The 21,264-nt window shown below is 68.9% G+C and carries 21 protein-coding genes and 1 pseudogene; 14 read left to right on the top strand and 8 right to left on the bottom strand.

Translation table 11 applies throughout. The annotated features are described in order from the left end of the window. Positions 1-27: 27 nt before the first annotated feature. Positions 28-978, top strand: coding sequence for a cobalamin-dependent protein (locus I3K84_RS00210; protein ID WP_196995279.1), 951 nt, complete (start codon positions 28-30; stop codon positions 976-978). 25 nt (positions 979-1,003) lie between these two features. Continuing rightward, a complete protein-coding gene (locus tag I3K84_RS00205) occupies positions 1,004-1,612 on the top strand; it encodes a lipocalin family protein (RefSeq protein ID WP_196995278.1) in 609 nt (202 codons plus the stop codon). A gap of 991 nt (positions 1,613-2,603) precedes the next feature. On the opposite strand, the gene I3K84_RS00200 is transcribed toward I3K84_RS00205, so the two are convergent. Next, positions 2,604-2,831 carry a hypothetical protein gene (locus I3K84_RS00200; RefSeq protein WP_015913796.1) on the bottom strand — a complete coding sequence of 76 codons (228 nt, stop codon included), beginning with the start codon at positions 2,829-2,831 and terminating at the stop codon, positions 2,604-2,606. A 225-nt stretch (positions 2,832-3,056) separates the two neighbouring features. Here I3K84_RS00200 and I3K84_RS00195 point away from each other — a divergent pair, with 225 nt between their 5' ends. Together I3K84_RS00195 and I3K84_RS00190 are read left to right on the top strand one after the other, a co-directional pair. Further along, positions 3,057-3,431: a CidA/LrgA family protein gene (locus tag I3K84_RS00195; RefSeq protein WP_011806119.1), complete on the top strand. Its 375-nt coding sequence runs from the start codon at positions 3,057-3,059 to the stop codon at positions 3,429-3,431. Beyond that, positions 3,428-4,153: an LrgB family protein gene (locus tag I3K84_RS00190; protein WP_123676006.1), complete on the top strand. Its 726-nt coding sequence runs from the start codon at positions 3,428-3,430 to the stop codon at positions 4,151-4,153. Before I3K84_RS00195 ends, I3K84_RS00190 begins: the two co-directional genes overlap by 4 nt. A gap of 21 nt (positions 4,154-4,174) precedes the next feature. Here I3K84_RS00190 and I3K84_RS00185 read toward each other — a convergent pair whose 3' ends face one another. Beyond that, positions 4,175-5,128, bottom strand: a complete 954-nt coding sequence (locus tag I3K84_RS00185; protein WP_196995277.1) for a LysR substrate-binding domain-containing protein — start codon at positions 5,126-5,128, stop codon at positions 4,175-4,177. Between the two features lie 164 nt (positions 5,129-5,292). On the opposite strand from I3K84_RS00185, the gene I3K84_RS00180 reads away from it, so the two are divergent. From I3K84_RS00180 to I3K84_RS00155, 6 genes and pseudogenes are all read left to right on the top strand, one after another. Beyond that, entirely contained in the window at positions 5,293-6,489 is a 1,197-nt protein-coding gene (locus I3K84_RS00180; RefSeq protein WP_047350724.1) for an acyl-CoA dehydrogenase, read from the top strand. A 152-nt stretch (positions 6,490-6,641) separates the two neighbouring features. Continuing rightward, entirely contained in the window at positions 6,642-7,898 is a 1,257-nt protein-coding gene (locus tag I3K84_RS00175; RefSeq protein ID WP_011806123.1) for a CaiB/BaiF CoA-transferase family protein, read from the top strand. Between the two features lie 90 nt (positions 7,899-7,988). Continuing rightward, positions 7,989-8,957, top strand: coding sequence for a tripartite tricarboxylate transporter substrate binding protein BugE (locus I3K84_RS00170; RefSeq protein WP_015913802.1), 969 nt, complete (start codon positions 7,989-7,991; stop codon positions 8,955-8,957). Between the two features lies 1 nt (position 8,958). Continuing rightward, positions 8,959-9,741 (top strand): annotated as a pseudogene (locus I3K84_RS00165) (methyl-accepting chemotaxis protein); the annotation flags it as partial. Positions 9,742-9,859: 118 nt separating this feature from the next. After that, positions 9,860-10,459, top strand: coding sequence for a hypothetical protein (locus tag I3K84_RS00160; RefSeq protein WP_196995276.1), 600 nt, complete (start codon positions 9,860-9,862; stop codon positions 10,457-10,459). A gap of 9 nt (positions 10,460-10,468) precedes the next feature. Next, the gene (locus I3K84_RS00155; protein ID WP_196995275.1) at positions 10,469-11,116 is read left to right on the top strand and encodes a DUF4124 domain-containing protein; all 648 of its coding nucleotides are present in this window, start codon (positions 10,469-10,471) and stop codon (positions 11,114-11,116) included. Here I3K84_RS00155 and I3K84_RS00150 read toward each other — a convergent pair. Beyond that, positions 11,113-12,069, bottom strand: a complete 957-nt coding sequence (locus I3K84_RS00150) for an SDR family oxidoreductase (RefSeq protein WP_011806127.1) — start codon at positions 12,067-12,069, stop codon at positions 11,113-11,115. The two genes, I3K84_RS00155 and I3K84_RS00150, sit on opposite strands and share 4 nt — an antisense overlap. 45 nt (positions 12,070-12,114) lie before the next feature. Between I3K84_RS00150 and I3K84_RS00145 the strand changes: the two genes are divergently transcribed. Further along, positions 12,115-13,167 carry a CDP-6-deoxy-delta-3,4-glucoseen reductase gene (locus I3K84_RS00145; protein WP_196995274.1) on the top strand — a complete coding sequence of 351 codons (1,053 nt, stop codon included), beginning with the start codon at positions 12,115-12,117 and terminating at the stop codon, positions 13,165-13,167. Positions 13,168-13,353: 186 nt separating this feature from the next. Here I3K84_RS00145 and I3K84_RS00140 read toward each other — a convergent pair whose 3' ends face one another. Beyond that, positions 13,354-13,704, bottom strand: coding sequence for a four-helix bundle copper-binding protein (locus tag I3K84_RS00140; RefSeq protein WP_103738818.1), 351 nt, complete (start codon positions 13,702-13,704; stop codon positions 13,354-13,356). A gap of 132 nt (positions 13,705-13,836) precedes the next feature. On the opposite strand from I3K84_RS00140, the gene I3K84_RS00135 reads away from it, so the two are divergent. Then, positions 13,837-14,808, top strand: a complete 972-nt coding sequence (locus I3K84_RS00135) for a tripartite tricarboxylate transporter substrate binding protein (RefSeq protein ID WP_196995273.1) — start codon at positions 13,837-13,839, stop codon at positions 14,806-14,808. A 264-nt stretch (positions 14,809-15,072) separates the two neighbouring features. On the opposite strand, the gene folK is transcribed toward I3K84_RS00135, so the two are convergent. From folK to hda, 4 genes are read right to left on the bottom strand one after another with little or no spacing between them, the layout of a single operon-like run. After that, entirely contained in the window at positions 15,073-15,591 is a 519-nt protein-coding gene (gene folK / locus I3K84_RS00130; protein WP_047350729.1) for a 2-amino-4-hydroxy-6-hydroxymethyldihydropteridine diphosphokinase, read from the bottom strand. Continuing rightward, on the bottom strand, positions 15,588-17,183 hold the full coding sequence (pcnB, locus tag I3K84_RS00125) for a polynucleotide adenylyltransferase PcnB (RefSeq protein ID WP_103738815.1): 1,596 nt from the start codon (positions 17,181-17,183) through the stop codon (positions 15,588-15,590). The genes folK and pcnB overlap by 4 nt, the downstream gene beginning before the upstream one ends. Then, on the bottom strand, positions 17,180-17,881 hold the full coding sequence (locus I3K84_RS00120; protein WP_196995272.1) for an HAD family phosphatase: 702 nt from the start codon (positions 17,879-17,881) through the stop codon (positions 17,180-17,182). Before I3K84_RS00120 ends, pcnB begins: the two co-directional genes overlap by 4 nt. Positions 17,882-17,931: 50 nt before the next feature. Then, a complete protein-coding gene (hda, locus tag I3K84_RS00115) occupies positions 17,932-18,624 on the bottom strand; it encodes a DnaA regulatory inactivator Hda (protein ID WP_011806134.1) in 693 nt (230 codons plus the stop codon). Positions 18,625-18,960: 336 nt separating this feature from the next. On the opposite strand from hda, the gene purM reads away from it, so the two are divergent. Beyond that, positions 18,961-20,010, top strand: a complete 1,050-nt coding sequence (purM, locus tag I3K84_RS00110; RefSeq protein WP_196995271.1) for a phosphoribosylformylglycinamidine cyclo-ligase — start codon at positions 18,961-18,963, stop codon at positions 20,008-20,010. 18 nt (positions 20,011-20,028) lie between these two features. Further along, positions 20,029-21,108 carry an AI-2E family transporter gene (locus tag I3K84_RS00105; protein ID WP_011806136.1) on the top strand — a complete coding sequence of 360 codons (1,080 nt, stop codon included), beginning with the start codon at positions 20,029-20,031 and terminating at the stop codon, positions 21,106-21,108. Positions 21,109-21,264: the final 156 nt, after the last annotated feature.

The following is a 21,264-nucleotide window of genomic DNA, read 5'->3' as shown; positions in this document are numbered from 1 at the left end:
GCCTGTACGCCGCATAAAGGTTGGCGCATGAGCACGCCAGACCATCCCGAGAGCGCAGGTTTGCCCATCGCGGCCGTGGAGCGCGAAACCGGCGTAGCCAAGGACACCTTGCGCGTATGGGAAAAACGCTATGGCTTCCCGCAACCCTTGCGCGACGGGGCGGGGGACCGCCTGTATCCGAGCGAGCAGGTGCAACGGCTGAAACTGATTCGCCGCCTGCTCGACACAGGGGCCAGGCCCGGCAAGGTGGTGGGGTTGGACAGTGCAGAACTGCTGTCCTTGCTGAACCAGAGACCTTCATCCCCCAGTTCATCTTTGTCCAAGACAAATCTTCAGGCGTTCTCCTCACCTGCGACCCTGACTCCGCTTCTTGACGCCATCGGAGCGCACGATCCGCAAGCCCTGCGGCATGCCCTGAGTCACGCACAGCTGCGCATGGGGTTCGCTCCGTTCGTCACCGACCTGGTGGCTCCCCTGACCACGGCCGTGGGCGAGGCCTGGGTGCAAGGGCGCTTCGAGGTCTTCGAGGAACACCTCTTCACCGAGGTCATCACCGGGGTTTTGCGCAACGCCATTGCTTCCCTGGCACCGCTGCCCATACCGCAAGGTCCCAAGGTCCTGCTCACCACGCTACCCCAGGAATTGCATAGCCTGGGGTTGCTCATGGTTGAAGCACTGCTGGCACTGGAGGGCTGTACCTGCGTTTCGCTGGGTACGCAAACACCCGTGGGCGACGTGGCCCAAGCCGCCGTGGCCCATCGGGCGGATGTGGTGGCTTTGAGCTTTAGCAATGTGCATAACGGGACAGTCGTTCACGCCAGCCTGCGTGAGTTGCGGGCCCAGTTGTCTCCCACCACCGCGTTGTGGGTCGGCGGCTCGTGCACGGCTCTGTACCAAAAGCCCCTGGAAGGGATCACTCCCGTCCAGCACCTGACGGGGCTTCAACCCTTGGTGGCGCAATGGCGCCACACACACTGATCCACCACTTGGTCAAGGACATCACATGTACCTGCTCTCGGCTTTTCTATTTTCTGTGCGGCGCGCACTCATCCCGTCCTGCCGCGCAGGCCTGTGGGCCCTGTGGATGGCGGGCGTCGCCGTAATGGCCGGCTGTGCAAACACCAGCCCCCCGCCGGGCGTAGAAGCGGTCACTCCATTCGATCTACAGCGCTATCAGGGGCGCTGGCATGAGCTGGCCCGCCTCGACCACTCATTCGAGCGCGGCATGACGGATGTGTCCGCCACCTACACCCCCCAGGCGGATGGCAGCGTGCGCGTGGTCAACCGCGGGTTTGCCGCCGCACCGGGCCAATGGCGCGAAGCCGTTGGCAAGGCGCTATTCACGGGTGCCCCCACCACCGGATCGCTCAAGGTGTCCTTCTTCGGCCCGTTCTACGGCGGCTACCACGTCGCGGCGCTTGACCCTGACTACCGCTGGGCGCTGGTGTTGGGGCCTGATACCAGCTACTGCTGGATTCTGGCGCGCGACAAACAACTGGACGCTGCGCAGCGCGATGCCATCGTGGCTCGCGCCCAGGCGCTGGGGGTGGATACGCACGCTCTCATCTGGGTCACGCACAAGCGCCAGGATCCTGCGCACCCGCCCCATTGACTGCATGTACCAGCGAGCAGCGGGAAAAGAAGCCTACGTGGGATCAAAAACGCGCTCAGTGGCGTGCGCCTTTCTTTGACCCACGTTCGTAGCCGGTCAGTCGTGCGGCAATGCGCGTGCCCGCATCGTCTACTGCGCCGCGGGCGCGCCCCCGGCAGGTGCGCCCATGCCTTCGCGACCCGGGGTGGTAGGCGTGTCGCCGCGCTGGGGGCTGAGGGCTGGGGGGCATCCACCGACGGCCCGGCCATTCCGGGGGCACCTTGGGTGGCTGCGGGAGCCCCTTCGCCAGGCGCGCTCAAGCGATCCTTTGGAGCGCGCAAGTTGAATACGACAACGGCTGAATGGGGTACTTCGCCTGAGGCGGGTTTGGGTGGCATGTCACGCTCCGGTAGTTGCGGTCCACCATAAGCGCCTGGCGGGGCCTGCCTTGTAAGACAGCCACCCGCGCAAGTGCGCGTACCGCCCGTACGTACCGCCATTCAGCCCAGACGCGGAGGCGTGTCAGCGGGCTCCGGGGGTGGTGCGGGCACATCCGGCTCCACGGGGGGATCGGCCGGTTGGCGGTGGGCGAGAGCGGTGCGGTGAATCATGTCAGCCATCTCCGGGTCGGTGGCATACCGCGCCAGAGGCAGCGGCAGGACGATGTGCCTGCCGCCCGCGCCTCGGCAATCGAGTACGCGGGGCCCCGTGAGGACTGGCCAGCACGGGACGCTGCCAAAGGGCAAAGCTTACGGGTGTTAGCCACATGCCGCCGGGCGGCGATAAGAGAACGCCACCCTTGCCATGCATGCGGCCACAGCGTTCGGCCCAGACCTGGCGCCAGGGCTCCCGCAATGGGAGCCGAGAAGCCCGGCCCGCGCCGCCTGGGCATGGCAGCGAAGCTGCGATGCGCACCCGTCGGGTGTTTGCCGCGGTGGCCGTAAGTTACCTTCGCCCGCGCGGGGCGCCGTGTAGGACGGAGGCGAATCCGCCCCGCAGCGGTGACCCCGGCTCAGTTGTTTTGGCGCTTGATGAGCTGGCGGCCCAGGTCGGTGATGTGGAACTCGCCCCCGGGCGTCTTGCCGATATAGGCCCAATCCAGCAGGCGCCCGGACAGATGGTGCTTGAGCGCGTCGGGCACGCTGAGGGCCTGGCCCATTTCGAGCTGCTTCAGCGTGGCGATCTCATCCACGGTAGGTTCAAACGTGGGTGCGTGGTACAGGGGCTGGGCGGTAGCCATGGCAAGTCCTCCTGGTGCAATGGTGCGGCGACCGTTGCGTTGCACCGGAGGGTGCTTCGCCGGGCGACCGCTGCACACCAGGGTATTGCGGATGGCCGTTGCGCGCAACCGGCGGAGCCCCCGACCTCCCGCAAAGAGGCGGCATCACCCCAGCGCCAGCGCGGGCCGGTGGGTATCAGGGATGATCATGGTTTTTGCGCCTGCGCGCCGCCCTGCCCGCCTTCAATGCTCTACGCCCTGACCGCCCTCTTCATCCTCCAGTTGCTGGGAGAACTTCTGGTCCAGCTCCTGGGCCTGCCCCTGCCTGGCGCTCTCGCAGGCATGTTGCTGCTGCTGGCGGCGCTGCTGGCATACGGGCGCGTCCCGCAGGCGCTGGAGAGCACCGCGGGCAGCCTGCTGCAGAACATGATGCTGCTGTTCATACCCGCGATCGCCGGGGTCATGCTGCACTTTGACCGCATCGCGCGCGAATGGCTGCCGTTCCTTGTGGCCGGCATCGTGGGGGCGGCCATCACGCTGGTGGTGACGGCCTGGACGCTGCGCTGGCTGCTGCGCGACAGCGCCGACGCACGCCCGCGCGAGCAGGAGCAGGCCCCGTGAGCGCGTCTCTCCCCGGGCTGGCCGCATGGCTCACGGCGTCGCCCCTGCCCTGGCTGGCGCTGACGCTGGCGGCCTACACGCTGACGCTGGCGCTGTATCGGCGCAGCGGCGCACACCCGCTGCTGATCCCACCACTGACGGCGACGGCGCTCGTCGTGGCGGTGCTGTTGCTCACGGGCACGCCCTACGCCACCTACCGCGAGGGCACGCAACTGCTGAGCTTTCTCATCGGCCCCGCCACGGTGGCGTTGGCCGTGCCGCTGTTCGCGCAGCGCGAGCGCATTCGCCAGCTCTGGCGCCCGATCAGCGTGGCGCTGCTCGTGGGCTGCACGGTGGCGATCGTCTCCGCCCTGCTGCTGGCCTGGGCGCTGGGCGCATCGTATGAGACGCTGATGGCGCTCGCACCCAAATCCGCCACCATGCCGATCGCGCTGCCCGTGGCGGAGCGTATCGGCGGCGCGCCATCGCTGGCAGCGGTGGCCGTGGCCATCACGGGCATTGCGGGGGCGGTGCTGGCGGGGCCGCTGCTGCGCCTGCTGCGCGTGCACGACCCGGCCGTGCGCGGCTTTGCCATCGGACTCACGGCCCATGCCATCGGCACGGCGCGCGAACTGCAGGTGCATCCCACGGCCGGTGCCTTCGCCGCGCTGGCGATGGGCCTGAACGGTGTGGCCACTGCCGTGCTGGTGCCGGTATGCGTCGCGTTGATGGGTGGACGCTGATCGACAGATGCTGAAGAGCGGCTACGCCAGCGGCCCGGCCACCGCCATGTCCTGCAGCCAGCCAGCGAACGCGGCCAGCACCGGCGGCTGGGGCTGCGCGGGGCTCACGAGGTAGTAACCCCGCTCGCCACGCAACGGACGCGGGCAGGCCACCACCAGCTCGCCCCGGGCGATCTCGGCCTCGATCAACATGGGCGGCATCAGCGCAATCCCCAGGCCGTGGGCCGCCGCGGCGGCCGTCATGGAGAACAGTTCATAGCGCGGCCCTTCCAGCGCGCGCGGCGCATCCGACACTCCCATGGCATCGAACCACTGTCGCCAGCCATAGGGCCGGGTGCTTTGCTGCAGTAGCGGCAGCCGCGCCAGCGCCGGTGGGGGCAGGCCCTGGTGTGCACGGCCCGTGCCGCGCGGCATGCCCAGTTGCTGAGCCGCCGTCTCCAGAAGGCGCGGGCTGCACACGGGCACCACGTCTTCCTGCATCAGCAGCTGCGCCTGCACGCCGGGCCAGTTGGCGACCTGCTCGGGCGTGCCCGCGTACAGCGCCGCGTCGAAGGCCGTATCGGTGAACAAGAAGGGCCGGGTCTGCGTCTCGATGTGCACCACGATCTCGGGGTGGCGCGCGGCCAGCAGCGGCAGGCGCGGGATCAGCCAGCGCGTGGCAAAGGTGGCCACGGCCGCGAGCGAAATGGCGCCGCCATGCCCCTGGTGGGCCATGACGTCGAGCGTGTCGCGCTCCAGCCCCTGCAGCCAGCGCGCCACCTGCTGCCCGTAATGCCGCCCCGCGGGGGTGAGCACCACCCCGTGGCGCGTGCGGCGAAAGAGTTGCACGCCCAGTTGCTCCTCCAGCGCCAGGATTTGGCGCGACACCGCGCTTTGCGTCAGCGCCAGCTCCTGCGCGGCCCGGGTATAGCTCTCGTGCCGCGCAGCGGCTTCGAAGCAGGCCAGCGCCTGGGTGGATGGCAGGTGTCGTCGCATTGCAGCATCTTAGCCAGATATTCTTAAATCAAATATCTGGATGCGAATAACTCGCTTGCCGTCACTTACTCAGACGCCATACGATCACCTTCGTTAACCAAGCAATGCACCTTGTGCATGCTTGGGTCCTACCACCCACCCCGCATTCCAGCACTGGAGACACCATGACCCGCACCGCCTTCCAATGGGACGACCCCTTCCAACTCGACCAGCAGCTCACCGAAGACGAGCGCGCCGTCCGTGACGCCGCGCGCGCCTACTGCCAGGACAAGCTGGCACCCCGCGTGCTGGACATGTTCCGCCACGAGAAGACCGACGTGACCATCTTCCGCGAGATGGGCGAGCTGGGCCTGCTGGGCCCCACCATCCCCACCGAATACGGCGGCGCCGGCCTGAACTACGTGAGCTACGGCTTGGTGGCGCGCGAGATCGAGCGCGTGGACTCGGGCTATCGCTCCATGGCGTCGGTGCAGTCGTCGCTGGTGATGGTGCCGATCAACGAGTTCGGTTCCGAGGCGCAGAAGCAGAAGTACCTGCCCAAGCTGGCCTCCGGCGAGTTCATCGGCTGCTTCGGCCTGACCGAGCCCGACCACGGCTCCGACCCCGGCAGCATGGCCACGCGCGCCTACAAGGTGGACGGCGGCTATCGCCTCAAGGGCAACAAGATGTGGATCACCAACAGCCCCGTGGCCGACGTGTTCGTCGTCTGGGCCAAGGAAGTGGAGGCATCCGGCACCGTGGGCCAGATCCGCGGCTTCATCCTGGACAAGGGCATGAAGGGCCTGTCCGCCCCCGCCATCCACGGCAAGGTCGGCCTGCGCGCCTCCATCACCGGTGAGATCGTGATGGACGACGTGTTCGTGCCCGAGGAGAACGCCTTCCCCGAAGTGCGCGGGTTGAAGGGCCCGTTCACCTGCCTGAACAGCGCACGCTTCGGCATCGCCTGGGGCGCCATGGGCGCGGCCGAGTTCTGCTGGCACACCGCGCGCCAGTACACGCTGGACCGCAAGCAGTTCGGCCGCCCGCTGGCCGCCAACCAGCTCGTGCAGAAAAAGCTGGCCGACATGCAGACCGAGATCACGCTGGGCCTGCAGGCCGCGCTGCGCGTGGGCCGCATGAAGGACGAGCACCAGAACGTGGTCGAGATCACCTCGCTGATCAAGCGCAACAACTGCGGCAAGGCCCTGGACATCGCCCGCCTGGCGCGCGACATGATGGGCGGCAACGGCATCAGCGACGAGTTCGGCGTGGCACGCCACCTGGTGAACCTGGAGGTGGTCAACACCTACGAGGGCACGCACGACGTGCACGCGCTCATCCTGGGCCGCGCGCAGACGGGCATCGCCGCGTTCGCCAACTGACCCGGCGCGGCGCGCGGGCCGCATCAAAGGCCCGTCACGCGCGCTCTCAAAATAGGAGCTTCTCGCGCTTACCCTGCAATCAGTTCAATGGTTTTTATCATTGAATTGTTGGCACAACAAGCGCAAGCAGCTACGTTTTCAATAGCGATTTCATGAGTGCTTCCACCCCCCGCGGCGCCTTGGACGGTATCAAGGTACTGGATCTTTCGCGCGTGCTTGCCGGTCCCTGGTGCACCCAGATGCTGGCCGATCTGGGCGCCGACGTGGTCAAGGTCGAGCGCCCCCAGGCCGGTGACGACACGCGCCACTGGGGGCCACCCTTCCTGAAGGACGACGCTGGCCGCGACACGCGCGAGGCCAGCTACTTCACCGCCTGCAACCGCAACAAGCGCAGCATCACCGTGGACATGGCCCATCCCGAGGGCCAGGCGCTGCTGCGCCGCATGGCCGCCGAGGCCGACGTGGTGGTCGAGAATTTCAAGGTCGGCGGTCTGGCGCAATACGGGCTGGACTACGCCAGCCTGAAGGCGCTGAACCCGCGCCTGGTCTACTGCTCCATCACCGGCTTCGGCCAGGACGGGCCGTATGCCGAACGCGCCGGCTATGACCTGATGGTGCAGGCCATGTGCGGCCTGATGAGCATCACCGGCCATGCCGACGGGCAGCCCGGCGGCGGGCCTCTGAAGGTCGGCGTGGCCGTGGTGGACGTGTTCACCGGCCTGTACGCCAGCAACGCCATCCTGGCCGCGCTGAACGCGCGCGACAACGCCCGCAACGGCACCGGCGAAGGGCAGCACATCGACATGGCTTTGCTCGACGTGGGCATGGCCGTGCTGGCCAACCAAGCGGCGGGCTACCTGGCCACCGGGCAGGCGCCCGGACGCGCCGGCAACATCCACCCCAGCCTGGCGCCCTACCAGGACTTTCGCAGCCGCGACGGCAACGTGCTGCTGGCCATCGGCAACGACGGACAGTTCGCGCGCTTTTGCCAGGCGTGCGGCCACCCCGAATGGGCACAGGACGCACGCTTTGCCACCAATACCGCACGCGTGCAGCACCGCGCTGCGCTGCTGGCGCTGATGGAGCCCGTCCTGCAGACCCGCAGCACCGCCGAGTGGATCGCCCTGCTGGAGGACAAGGCCGTACCCTGCGGCCCCATCAACACCATCGCCCAGGCCTTCGACGACCCACAGGTGCGCGCGCGCGGCATCCGCAGGGAGCTGCCCCGCGACGCCGGCGACGGCATCGCCCCCATGGCCACGGTGGCCAACCCCATGCGGCTGTCGGGCACGCCCGTCAGCTACCATCGCGCGCCACCCGCGCTCGGCCAGCACACCGACGAGGTGCTGCGCGAGCTGGGCCTGGATGCTTCGGCCATCGCAGCGCTCAAAGCGGGGGGTGCCATCTGACCCTTTTCCCGCACCGGCCCCGTCGGTGCTTCCTTCCCGCCATCACTGGCACGCCATTGCTTCACCACATCGATAACAGGAGATAAAAGCATGATTCGTCGCAGCGCACTCACCCTGGGCCTGCTGGCCCTGCTCGGCACGGCCGCCCAGGCCCAGTCCGGCTACCCCAACAAGCCCATCCGCCTGCTGGTGCCCTTCGCCGCGGGCGGCACCACCGACCTGATCGCCCGCGTGGTGGCCGAGCCCCTGGGCCGCGAGCTGGGCCAGCCCGTGGTGGTAGAGAACAAGGGCGGCGGCGGCGGCGCCATCGGTGCCGCCGAAACCGCGCGCGCCACGCCGGACGGCTACAACCTGGGCGTGGCCACCGTGTCCACCACGGCCACCAACCCGGCCATCAACCCCAAGATCCCCTACAACGTGTTCACCGACTTCACCCCGGTCGTGAACATCGCCGCCACGCCCAACGTGATTGCGGCCAACCCGCAGTTCGTCGGCAAGGAATACAAGAGCTTCCTGGCCGAAGTCAAGAAGACTCCAGGCAAGTACTCGTTCGGCTCGCCCGGCACCGGCAGCATCGGCCACCTGATGATGGAAATGTTCATGCTGGAGACCGGCACCCAGCTGGTGCACGTGCCCTACCGCGGCTCGGGCCCGGCACTGAACGACGCCGTCGCCGGCCAGATCCCGCTGATCTTCGACAACCTTCCGTCCGCCCTGCCCTTCATCAAGGACAAGCGCCTGACCGCTCTGGTGGTGGCCGCCCCGCAGCGCCTGGCCGTGCTGCCCGACGTGCCCACACTGGCCGAAGTGGGCCTGCCCAACGTGAACCGCATGGCCTATTACGGCATCATCGGACCCAAGGGTCTGCCCAAGGACATCGTGGACAAGGTCAACGCCGCAGTGCACAAGGTGCTGAAGGACCCTGCGGTGCGCAAGCGCATTGAGGACACGGGCTCGCTGATCGTGGCCGACACGCCGGCGAAGTTCGCCCAGGAAATCAAGGCGGAGTACACGGCTTACAAAAACGTGGTGGACAAGCAGAAGCTCACCATGGACTGAGTCCACCGTGCGCCAGAACGCCGACAACGCGCGCCAGGCCAACCAACTGGCCGCCAACGCCTCGCAGGTCGCCAGCCAGGGCGGCGAAGTGGTGACCCAGGTCGTCACCACCATGCAGGGCATCAACGAAAGCAGCCACCGCATCGCGGACATCATCGGCGTCATCGACGGCATCGCCTTCCAGACCAACATCCTGGCGCTGAACGCCGCGGTGGAGGCCGCACGCGCCGGCGAGCAGGGCCGCGGATTCGCCGTGGTGGCCGGCGAGGTGCGCGCGCTGGCCCAGCGCTCGGCCGCCGCGGCCAAGGAGATCAAGCAACTGATCCACACCAGCGTGGAGCGGGCGGAGCAAGGGTCCGCACTGGTCGGCCAAGCCGGCGCCACCATGACGGAGGTGGTGACGGCCATCCAGCGGGTGAGCGGCATCGTGGCCGAGATCAGCACCGCCAGCCAGGAGCAAAGCGCCGGGGTGCACCAGGTGAGCGATGCCGTGGCGCAGATGGACCAGGCCACGCAGCAGAACGCCGCACTGGTGGAGGAAAGCGCAGCCGCCGCCGACAGCCTGAAGCTGCAGGCCGAGCAACTGGTGCAGTCCGTGGCCCTGTTCCGCCTGCGCGCCGACGGCTCCGTGCCCGCAGCGCAACAGCACGGGTCGGCAGCGTCGGCACCCTTGCGCCAGGCGGAATCATCGCGCGCCGCGCGGCCGCCAAGCCCTGCGCTGGCGGCGAAACACCCGGTCACAATGGTGAAGAGGCGGCAAAGCCTGACAAAGCCGGTCCGGTAGGGTCAACCAAAATGGTCCGACGCGCGTCTGACACACAAGAGGTGGCAGCGAGACCACCGCCTTTACCACCACAGCGCCGGCCCGGACCGCCCGGCGTGCTTACCCGGGAGACCTCTCCATGCCTCGTTCGCGTTGGACTTGTGTGCGCATCCTCACCGCCGGCGTGCTCGCCTCGCTGGCTGTCGGCTGCGCCGCTGTGCCGGGTGACCCCTACTACGATGGGGGCGGCTACTATCCCGCGCCATCGTCCATGACGGTGTACGAGCAGCCCGGCGTGATCTATACCGCCCCGCCGTTAGGCTGGCGCGACTACCCCCCGCCGCCTTCCGGCTGGCGTGAAGACGCCTGGCGCGAGCGCCAGTGGCGGGAAGCGCGTGAGCGCCAATGGCGCGAGGCCCAGGAGCGCGAACGCCGTGAGGCGGACCGTCGTCGCGAAGCCGACCGCCGCCGCGATGCGGACCGCCGTGAAGCCGACCGGCGCGAAGCAGAACGCCGCCGCGACGCCGAACGTTGGGAGGCCGAACGCCGCCGCGACTGGGACCAGCGCCGTAAGGAAGACCAACTGCTGCGCCACCCCAACCCCGACGTGGCACGCGAACGGCAGCTGCAGTTCGAACGTGACCGCCGCGCGGAGCGCGAAGCCGAGCGGGAGCGACGCAACCAGGCATTCCAGCCCCAGCCCGGCGACCGCCCCAACCCGCGCCCCGACTGGCGCTGAAGGCCGCCCATGACCCGAGCCCTGCCTGGCTCCCTTGGCACCGTCAGTGCCGCGCTGGCGCTGACGCTGGTTACCTGTCTGCCCCTGCCGTCAATGGCCCAGGTGGTGCGCTGCACCGACCCGGCCACGGGCAAGGTGACTTACACCGATGGCGACTGCGGCCGCGGCCAGTCCGCACGCGAAGTCGAAGCCCGCAAGACCCCCCAGGAAATCCAGCAGGAGCGCGAGCAAGCCGCCGAAGCCCTGGAGCGCAAGCAGGAGCGACAGCAATGGGAGCGCCAGCAACAGCGCGACGACGAGCCCGCGACGCGCGCAGCGCGCCCTCGCGCCACCCCGGCCGATCCATCGCAATCCGTAGACTGCCAGCGCGCACGGCGCAACCTGCAGGAGGTGCTCTCCACCATGGGCCGCGGCATGTACGACGAGCAGGCGCGGCTGGATGCGGCGCAGCGCCAGGCCGACCTCGCGTGCCTGAGTCCGGCGGACTACGCACGCGCGGAAAGTGCGCGCTCCAGCCGCACTGTCTATCCCTCGCCCTACTACGCCCCACCGGTGGTGGTGGTGCCACCACGGCCCGCGCCGCCGCCGCGGCGCGAGATCACGCACTGCAACGTGTTTCGCTGCTACGACAAGCAGGGCAACACCTACCCCCGCTAAGGGTGCGGTGCCTGCAGCCCTTCGCGCACGGTCGGATAGCGCAAACGCAGGCGCAGTTCGCGCGCCATGCGCGTAGTGGTCAACCGCCGCGATTCGCCCATGAAACTCAGCAGCGACAGCGGTAGCTGCTCCTGCGCGGTACTGCGCTGCACGCGCGGCGGACGCGGCAAGCCATAGAGGTCGGCCGCGAAGTCGAAGTAGTCTCCCATCTTGAGCTGGCTGTCGTCTGCCACGTTGTAGATACGTTGCGCACGAGCGCGCCACAGCGCCAGCATGCAGGCCCGCGCCAGGTCATCCGCATGGATGTGGTTGGTATAGACGTCGTCAGGCTCGGCCAGCACGGGCGTGCCGCGGCGCAGGCGCGCTTCGGGCGTGCCGCCCTCACGGTCAGGGGCGTAGATGCCGGGCACGCGCAGAATGCTCACGGGCACGCCCGCACGACCCAGGTGACGCATGGCGCGCTCGGCATTCACGCGGCGCTGCGCGCGCGGCGTGGCGGGCGCCACGGGCCGCGACTCGGGCACCCATGCCCCCGCGCAGTCGCCATACACGCCACTGGTGGAGGCATACACCAGGGATTGCGGCAGCGTGCGCCGGCGCAGCGCACGCGCCAGCGCCGTGCTACGGGGGTCCAGCCACCAGCGCGGACCAACCTCGCGCTCGCCAGGTGGCGGCGCCAGATGCAGCACCCGCGTGGCCACGCCCGCCAGGCGCGCCAGCGTGGCCGCATCGTCCAGATTGCCCAGCAGCGGCGTGACGCCCGCCCCACGCAGCTGCGGCACGCGCGTGGGCGAGGACGTGAGCGCAAGCACGCGCGGGCGGCCACTCCCGCCCTGGGGTCCGTTCAGGCTGCGCACCACGCGCAGCCCCACGTCGCCGCAGCCAATGATGAGCACGCGCTGGCGGCGAAAGCGCGCCGGCAGGGCGCCGAGAGGGTTTTGGATTGAGGGCAAAATCGGTCGGTTTGCTTGAAGACAACTCCAAGGATACCCACTGTCATGACCAGCGCAGAGACCGCATTCCAGATCACCGTGCAGCCCAGTGGCCGTGCCTTCGAGGCGCAGGCTGGCGAAACCATCCTGTCCGCGGCCATCCGCGGCGGCGTGGGCATGCCCTACGGTTGCAAGGACGGTGCCTGCGGCTCGTGCAAGTGCAAGAAGCTCAGCGGCTCGGTGGTGCACGGCGAGCACCAACAGAAGGCGCTGAGCACCGAGGAGGAAGAAGCCGGCTTCGTGCTCACCTGCTGTGCCCAGCCGCTGACCGACGTGGTGCTGGAATCGCGCCAGGTGACCGACGAGAGCGCCTATCCCATCAAGAAGCTACCGGTGCGCGTGGCGGCGCTCACGCGCGCATCGCACGATGTGATGCAGGTGCGCCTGCAACTGCCCGCGGCCGACACTTTCCGCTACCACGCGGGCCAGTACATCGAATTCATCCTGCGTGACGGCGCGCGCCGCGCGTACTCCATGGCCAACGCACCCCACACGCAGGAAGGCGCGCCAGGCGTGGAGCTGCACATCCGCCACATGCCCGGCGGGCGCTTCACCGACCATGTGTTCAACGCCATGAAGGAGAAGGAAATCCTGCGCGTGGAGGGCCCTTTCGGCAGCTTCTTCCTGCGCGAGGATTCCGACAAGCCCATGGTGTTTCTGGCTTCGGGCACGGGCTTCGCGCCCATCAAGGCGCTGATCGAACACATGCAGCACAAGGGCATCACGCGCCCGGCAACGCTCTACTGGGGCGGGCGCCGCCCGGCGGACCTGTACATGGACGGCTGGATCCGCGAGCGCCTGGCCGCGCTGCCAAACCTGCGCTACGTACCCGTGGTCTCCGACGCCCTGCCCGAGGACGGCTGGGCTGGCCGCACGGGCTTCGTGCACCAGGCGGTCATGGAGGACATTGCCGACCTCTCGGGCTATCAGGTCTATGCCTGCGGCGCGCCCATCGTGGTGGGCTCGGCCCGCGCCGCCTACAGCGCGGAGCGAGGCCTGCCGCCCGACGAGTTCTACGCCGACGCATTCACGTCCGAGGCCGACAAGCACGGCGGCTGACGGGCGCTTCCCCGCGGCGCACCGCGCACGACCCTGCGCCACGCAACGGGCGCTGTGCCCAGCCAGCAGGTGTCGTCGAACGGGATCTGCTAGACCACGGGAGCCGTGCTCCATCCGCGCCGCACGGCACTCCGAAGGCGGCGACAGGGCCGCGGTAAGCGCCGCCGCTCAGGGAGCGTGCTTCGCTCAAGCGATCATGTCGCGGCACAGGCTGGCGCAGCGCTTGCAGGCTTCCGCGCAGTCCTGGCAATGGTCCGCCGCGTGGCTCATGCATTCCTGTGCGCAGCTTTCGCAGATGCGCGCGCACAGCTCGCAGACATAGTTCACGTGGGGGCTCTCGCGGGCCATAGTGGCAGCGGCCAGGCGACAGATGTCGGCGCAGTCCATGTCCAGCGCGATGCACTTGGCCATGTGGCGCGGGTCGGGCTCGCGCAGGCACGCCGCGGCGCAGAAATCGCAGGTGGCAGCGCATGCGTTGCAGGCCGCGATGCAGTGGGAGTAGCGTGATTCGTCCAGGATGGTGGGGGCGTCCAGCATGTCAGTCCTTTCATGGGTGGGGGCAGGCAAGGCCCGGGCCCATCGTAGAAAGATGCGCCGCGCCTTTTCGTAGGACAGGGCAGCATTGCGGCGCCACGGAAGCGTCTTCCATTTTTTGCACAATGGAGGCCTATGAACCGCAGACACCTTCTTCTTTCGGCCGCTGCCATTGGCGCGGCACTCGCAGCCCCCCTGAGCCACGCGCAGGACGCGCCGATCCGCCTGGTCGTGCCCTACGCGCCCGGCGGCCCGCTGGACGTGACGGCGCGTGTGCTGGCCGAGCGCGTGCGCGACACGCTCGGCGTGGTGGTCGTCGACAACAAGGCGGGTGCGGGCGGCAACATCGGCGCCGATCTGATCGCCAAGTCCGCGCCCGACGGGCACACCATCGGCATCGCCGCCACGGCCACGCACGCCGTGAACCCCTGGCTGTACAACCGCATGCCCTATGACGCGGCCAAGGACTTCGCCGGCATCACGCAGATGGTGCGCGTGCCCAACGTGCTGGTGGTCAACGCCGCGCGGGCCGAGCAGCTCAAGATCAACACCCTGCAGGACCTGATCGCCTACGCCAAGGCCAACCCCGCCAAGCTCAACTACGGCAGCGGCGGCAACGGCAGCGCCGGCCACCTGGCGGGCGAGATGTTCAAGCAGAAGGCCGGCATCTTCGCGCTGCACATCCCCTACCGCGGCGCCAGCCCCGCGCAGCTGGCCCTGCTGGCCGGCGAGGTGGATTTCAACATCGACAACCTGGCCGCCGCCGCGCCCAACATCAAGTCGGGCAAGCTCAAGGCCCTGGCCGTCACCTCGCTGGAAGCCAGCCCCATGCTGCCCGGCGTGCCCCCGCTGTCGCAGACCTTCAAGGGCTTTGCCATCGACACCTGGTGGGGTCTGGTGGCACCGGCCGGCACGCCCAAGCCCGTGATCGCCAAGCTCAACAAGGCCTTCACAGAGGCACTCAAGGCACCGGAAACCAAGACGCGCTTTTCCGCGCTGATGGCCGAGCCCGTGGCCACCACGCCCGAGCAGTTCGACGCCTTCATGGCCGCCGAGCGCGCCAAGTACCAGCAGGTGGTGAAGGCCTCCGGCGCCAAGGTCGACTGACCGGAACGCGGCATTCCGGGTGCCACCGGAGTGCCGCGGGCGGCGCACGGCGCGACTGTCCGGGCGTGTCGTCGTCAGCCTGGGGCCAAGCCGCCCCAACGGCGCCCCCCTGTTGCGCTGCCGCACCCGCCGCCACGGCGGTGACGCCTCGCAACCGGCGGCGCGCTCACATCAAAAATAAGAGCGCCTCACGCTTGCCATATGGCGGTTTGCAGGTGGTTTCACCTTCAAACGTCCGCACGACCAGCGCAAGCAGCTATTAATTCAGGAGTTTGCGCCCAGCCATTCGGTGGCTTCGGCCAGGCGCTCGATGCGCTGGCCGCTGGCCAGGGCGCGCTGGGCGGCTGTGCCACACGTCTGGGCCAGGCCGGGCGCCAGTTCCGCCAAAGGAAGGAGCACGAAGGCCCGCTCGCCCATGCGCGGGTGGGGCAGCGTGAGTTCGGCGCCGTCCAGGCGCTCCTCCCCGTACAACAGCAGATCCAGGTCCAGCGTGCGTGGCGCGTTGCGGTAGGGGCGCTCGCGCCCCGCGGCCTGCTCGATGGCCTGCAGGGCATGCAGCAGCGCCAGTGGCGCCAAGGTGGTCTGCAACTGCGCCACGGCATTGAGATAGTCGGGCCCGCCGGCATCCACCGGCGCGCTGCGGTACAGCGACGAGACCTGCCGCACCTGGGTGCCGGGCAACGCGCCCATCGCCCGCACCGCGTCGCGCAGCGCGCCGCGCGCATCCCCCAGATTAGCTCCCAGGCCCACCCAGGCGCTGGCCGCCACGGAAGGCCGGGTCACGCCTCGCCCGCGGGCGCGCCACCCTCGGATGCACCGCTGCCCGTGGGCTTGCGGCGACGGCGGCGGCGCTTCTTGGGCGCAGCAGCGTCCTCTGCCGCTGGCTCGGCCAGGGAATCACCGGCATCGCTGGCCCTGCGCGGGGGCTCGGCGTCGTCCGTGGCGACTGGCGCGGCCTTGGGTACGCGCCGTACCGTGGGTTGGGCCTTGCGCTGGCGCGCGCGCTGCTCCTCGCGCGCCTGCTCGATCATGTCCTCACGGCGCGCATCGTCGGCCAGCGAGAACTCCTGCCACCACTCGGCCAGCGCCTCCTCCACCTCGCCCACGTCCGCGCGCAGGCGCAGGAAGTCGAAGCCCGCGCGAAAACGCAGGTGCGCCACCATGCCGAAGGGCGTGCTGCCCGAGCGTTTCTCGAAGCGCGGCTGCATGACCCAGATCTCGCGCATGTCCGCCGCCAGCTTGCCGCGGCCGGAGACATCGCCGATGCGCTTGTCGAACACATCGTCGATCGCATCCTGCAGCGCCGGGAAGGGCTGCTGGCGCCCCAGGCGCTGCTCCCAGCCGGCCTTCACGTCCTGCCACAGCACACAGGCCAGCAGGAAGCTGGGCGCAACGGGCTTGCCCTCGCCCACGCGGCGGTCGGTGTCGGCCAGCGCGGCCTGCACAAACGGGTGGCTGGAACGGTCCACCACCACGTCCAGCAGCGGGTAGATGCCCGTGGCCAGCCCCAGGGACTTGAGCTGCGCGATCGAGGCCAGCGCGTGGCCGGTCTGCAGCAGCTTCAGCATCTCGTCGAACAGGCGGCTTTGCGGCACCTCCCGCAGCAGCGGCTCGCACTCCACCAGGGGCTTGGCGGTCTTGGGCTCCAGGGCAAAGCCCAGCGGGCTGAGCTTGGCCGCAAAGCGCACGGCGCGGATGATGCGCACGGGGTCCTCGCGGTAGCGCGTGGCCGGGTCGCCGATCATGCGCAGCACGCGTTTCTTGGCGTCCTCGATGCCCTTGTGGAAGTCCACCACGACCTCAGTCTCTGGGTCGTAGTACATGGCGTTGACGGTGAAGTCGCGCCGCGTGGCGTCCTCGTCCTGCGGGCCCCAGACGTTGTCGCGCAGCACGCGGCCGCTGGCGTCCACGGCATGGTGCATGCCGGCCAGCTGGGCCTTGCTGGTCTTTTCGTTGCCCCCCACCTGCTCGGCTGCCGCGTTGTCCATGTAGGCGCGGAAAGTGGAGACCTCGATCACCTCATGCTCGCGCCCGCGGCCGTGCACCACGTGCACGATGCGAAAGCGCTTACCGATGATGAAGGCGCGCCGGAACAGGCCCTTGACCTGCTCGGGCGTGGCGTTGGTGGCCACGTCGAAGTCCTTGGGCTTGAGGCCCAGCAGCAGGTCGCGCACCGCGCCGCCGACGATGTAGGCCTCGTAGCCCGCCTGCTTGAGTGTGCGCACCACGTCGCTGGCGCGGCGGTCCACCAGTTCGGGGTTGATGCCGTGCACCGCGGCGGGCACTTCCGCACGCTTGCCAAAGCGGCCGCGTGTGCCACGGCCCGCGCCGGCGGCGCCCTTGCCCAGCAGTTTGTCGATGAAGGTCTTGATCATGGGTGTGGGGAAAACAGGTCCAGAATGCGCCAGCCGCGCTGGGAAGCCAGTGCGCGCAGGCGTGGATCGGGGTTGGTGGCGACGGGATGATCCACCTTTTCCAGCAGCGGCACGTCGTTCATGGAGTCACTGTAGAACGTGCTGTCCACGTCCGTCCAGCGCAGGCCGCGCTCGGCCAGCCATTGCTCCATGCGCTGCACCTTGCCCTCGCGCATGGAGGGCACGCCGCGAATGCCGCCGGTGATCCAGCCGTCGTCGCCGCGCTCCAGCTCCACGGCGACCAGCTGATCCACGCCCAACGCCAGGGCGATGGGGCGGGTGACGAACTCGTTGGTGGCGGTGATGATGAGCACCTCGTCGCCCGCGTCGCGGTGGCGCTGCACCAGCGCGCGCGCTTCCTCGCGCAGCGCGGGCTGGATCACCTCGCGCATGAACTGAGCGTGCGCCAGGGCCGCCGCCTCGGCGCCGCGCTGGCGAATGGCGTCGGTCGCGAAGCGCACGTAGTCGTGCACGTCCAGCCGCCCGGCGACGTAGTCGTCGTAGAACGCCTTGTTGCGCCGGCCGAACTCTTCGCGGTCGGCCCAGCCGATGCGGATGGTGAATTCGCCCCACTCGTAGTCGGAATCCAGGGGCAGCAGGGTGTGGTCCAGGTCGAACAGGGCCAGTCGGCGGCGTTGTACCTGCGTATCAAAGGTCATGCGTTGATTGCAATGGGTGGATGAAAGCGCCCTGCACCGATGGCCGCGCGCTACTCGGTCTCCAGCATGGTCTTGAGCAGCGGGACGGTGACGGCGCGCTGCGTGCGCAGCGCAAAGCTGTCGAGCCGGTCCAGCAGCTGCATGAGGCTGCCCAGGTCGCGCGAAAAGCGGCCCAGCATGTAGTTCATGACCTCATCGGCCAGGAAGATGCCGCGCGCGTCGGCCTGCTGGCGCAGCACGGCGCGGCGCTCCTGCTCATCCAGCAGCTGGAGCTGGAACACGTGGCCCCAGCCCAGCCGTGTGCGCAGGTCGTCGCGCAGCGGCAGGTCGGCCGGCGGCAGGTCGCCCGCGGCCAGTACCCAGCGGGGCGCTCCTTCGGTGGGGTTGATGGCGTTGACGAACCAGTTGAAAGCCGCCGCCTGCTGCGCCGTGGTGTACAGGTGTACCTCGTCGAGCAACACCGCGCTCCAGCGCTCGTCGAAGGCCGAGGGCAGCGCCACGGAAGCGTCGAGCCAGCCCACGCTGGCGCCCTGCCCGCGCAGCGCCTCGTACGTGGCCCGCAGCAGGTGCGACTTGCCGGTGCCCGTTTCGCCCCACAGGTAGGTGGGCACGGGCGAGCGCGGCGCGGCGCCACCGGCCACCGCCAGTCGCAGGTGCTGCAGTGCCTGCGCGTTGGGCCCGGCATGGAAGTTGTCGAGCGTGGGGCCGGTCACCAGGCCAATGTCCAGGGCCAGCTGCTTCATGGCGAGCGCCACCCGCGCAAATGCGGCGCGCCCCGGCCTCCGCGCGCAATGCGGAGCGTGGCCGGGCCGTAACGGGATGGAGTGGATGGCATGGGAGGCAAGGTAGGGGACGCGCCGCGGTTCACCGCCGCGAAACCACGGAGGCACCCGGGAAGCGGGCGGCACGCAGGGCGTGCAACCCGCGATTTTAGTGCGTCGATGGCCCAGACGACCCGAGCCCGGGCCGCGTGCGGCGCAGCCCGCCGCGCGGGGGCATTCGCGGCACGCCCGGGCGGACCCTTAAAATCCCCGCTTTCCGGCCCGCCGACCGCGGCCCTCAGCACTGACGCACATCCCATGAGTTCCTCTGCCCCCTCCACTCCCATCTCCTACAAAGACGCCGGCGTCGACATCGACGCAGGCGACGCGCTGGTCGAGCGCATCAAGCCGCTGGCCAAGAAGACCCTGCGCGAGGGGGTGATGGCGGGCATCGGCGGCTTCGGCGCGCTGTTTGAGGTGCCCAAGCGCTACCAGGAGCCGGTGCTGGTCTCGGGCACCGACGGCGTGGGCACCAAGCTCAAGCTGGCGTTCGAGTGGAACATGCACGACACCGTGGGCATCGACCTGGTGGCCATGAGCGTCAACGACGTGCTGGTACAGGGCGCCGAGCCCCTGTTCTTCCTGGACTACTTCGCCTGCGGCAAGCTGGACGTGGACACCGCCGCCGCAGTGGTGGGGGGCATCGCCCGTGGCTGTGAGCTGAGCGGCTGCGCACTGATCGGCGGCGAGACGGCCGAGATGCCCGGCATGTACCCCGACGGTGAATACGACCTGGCCGGCTTTGCCGTGGGCGCGGTCGAGAAGTCGAAGATCCTCACCGGCCAGACGGTGAAACCCGGCGACGTGGTGCTGGGCCTGGCCTCCAGCGGCGTGCATTCCAACGGTTTTTCGCTGGTGCGCAAGTGCATCGAGCGCGCTGCGGCCGCCGGCACGCTGCCCGACACGCTGGACGGGAAATCCTTCAAGGCCGCCGTCATGGAGCCCACGCGCCTGTACGTGAAGAACGTGCTGGCCGCGCTGGCACAGCATCCGATCAAGGCCCTGGCCCACATCACCGGTGGTGGCCTGCTGGAGAACATTCCGCGGGTATTGCCCGAAGGCACGGCCGCCCACCTGAAGGCCGGCAGCTGGCCGCAGACCGAACTGTTCGCCTGGCTGCAAAAGACCGCCGGCATCGACGACATCGAGATGAACCGCACGTTCAACAACGGCATCGGGATGGTGGTGGTCGTGCCGGCGGAGGCCGCCGATGCCACGGCCGCCACGCTGCGCGCGCTGGGCGAGGCGGTGTACGCCATCGGTGCCATTGCCGAGCGTGGCGACGGCGCCGCCGTCGTCGTGGGCTGATCCAGCGCGATTGGCACGATGCCTTCGGGTCAGCCGCCGCAAGGCTCCGCCGCCACGCCTGCCGCCCTGAGGCCGCCATTCGCGCCCGCCACGCGGGGCGTGGTGATCGCCAGCTACGTGCTGATGGGCGCCGCGCTGCTGCTGGTGATGCTGCGCGGGCTGCTGCCCGGGCTGCTGTGCGTGTGCCTGGGTTTTCTGCTCACGCGTTGGCTGGCGCCACGCTTGGCGTGGTTCCCGTCGCGCACGGCGAACAGCATGGCAACCCGCGGCCAGACGGCAGCCGCCACGCTGGTCATGCTGTCTCCCTTGCTGCTGCTGGCGCTGGCGCTGTCGCATTCGCGCACCTATATCGTCGACGCCCCCCAGCAATACCGCGAACTGCTGGACTTCCTGGCCCGCACCGTGCTGGAACTGCGGCTGAAGCTGCCCACCGACATTGCGGCCCAGTTGCCCGAAGGCGCCGCCGAAATCCAGCGCACCATCGCCGCCTATCTGGCCGCCAAGGCCGGCGCCCTGGCCATGGCGGGGCGCGCCTGGCTCACGGGCCTGCTGTATGCCTATGTGGGCCTGCTGATCGGGGCACTGGCCGCCGTACGCAGCGTGGGCGCTTCACGCGGCCCCTTGGCACAAGAGCTGGTGCTGCGCATCGCGCGTATGGGAGAGGCCTTCCGTCAGATCGTCGCGGCGCAGTTCTGGATTGCCGCCTTCAACACGCTGCTCACCGCACTGTTCCTGTTGCTGGTGCTGCCCCTGTGGGACTTGGACCTGCCCTACACCCCCGCGCTGATCACCCTGACCTTCGTGGCCGGCCTGGTGCCCATCGTGGGCAACCTGCTGTGCAACGCGGTCATCACGCTGGTGGGACTGTCGGTATCGCCCGTTGCGGCCGTGGCCTGCCTGGCCTTCCTGATCCTGATCCACAAGGCCGAGTACGTGATCAATGCCAAGGTCGTCGGGCGGCGCACCCACATGGGCGTGTGGGAGCTGCTGTCGGTGATGTTCGTGGCCGAAGCCGTCTTCGGCCCTGCGGGGCTGGTGGCGGCACCGCTGTTCTACGCCTACCTGAAGAAAGAACTGGAAGCCGCGCGGCTGGTATAACCGCCGCTCCGCAAAAACCATAGCTGCCAGCGCTTATCCAGCAAGCGCTGCAGGGCTTTTTCACCCCCAAAACCTCTTCCCGCGTCCGCCGCGGCGCCTGGCCCCCATCGCGCGCCCCGCACCCGGGTTGACACTCGCCAACGCCGGCGATGTTGG

It is taken from the genome of Diaphorobacter sp. JS3051, assembly GCF_015832135.1.
Taxonomy (GTDB): Bacteria; Pseudomonadota; Gammaproteobacteria; order Burkholderiales; family Burkholderiaceae_C; genus Diaphorobacter; species Diaphorobacter nitroreducens.
This window is presented reverse-complemented; position numbering and strand designations above follow the sequence as displayed.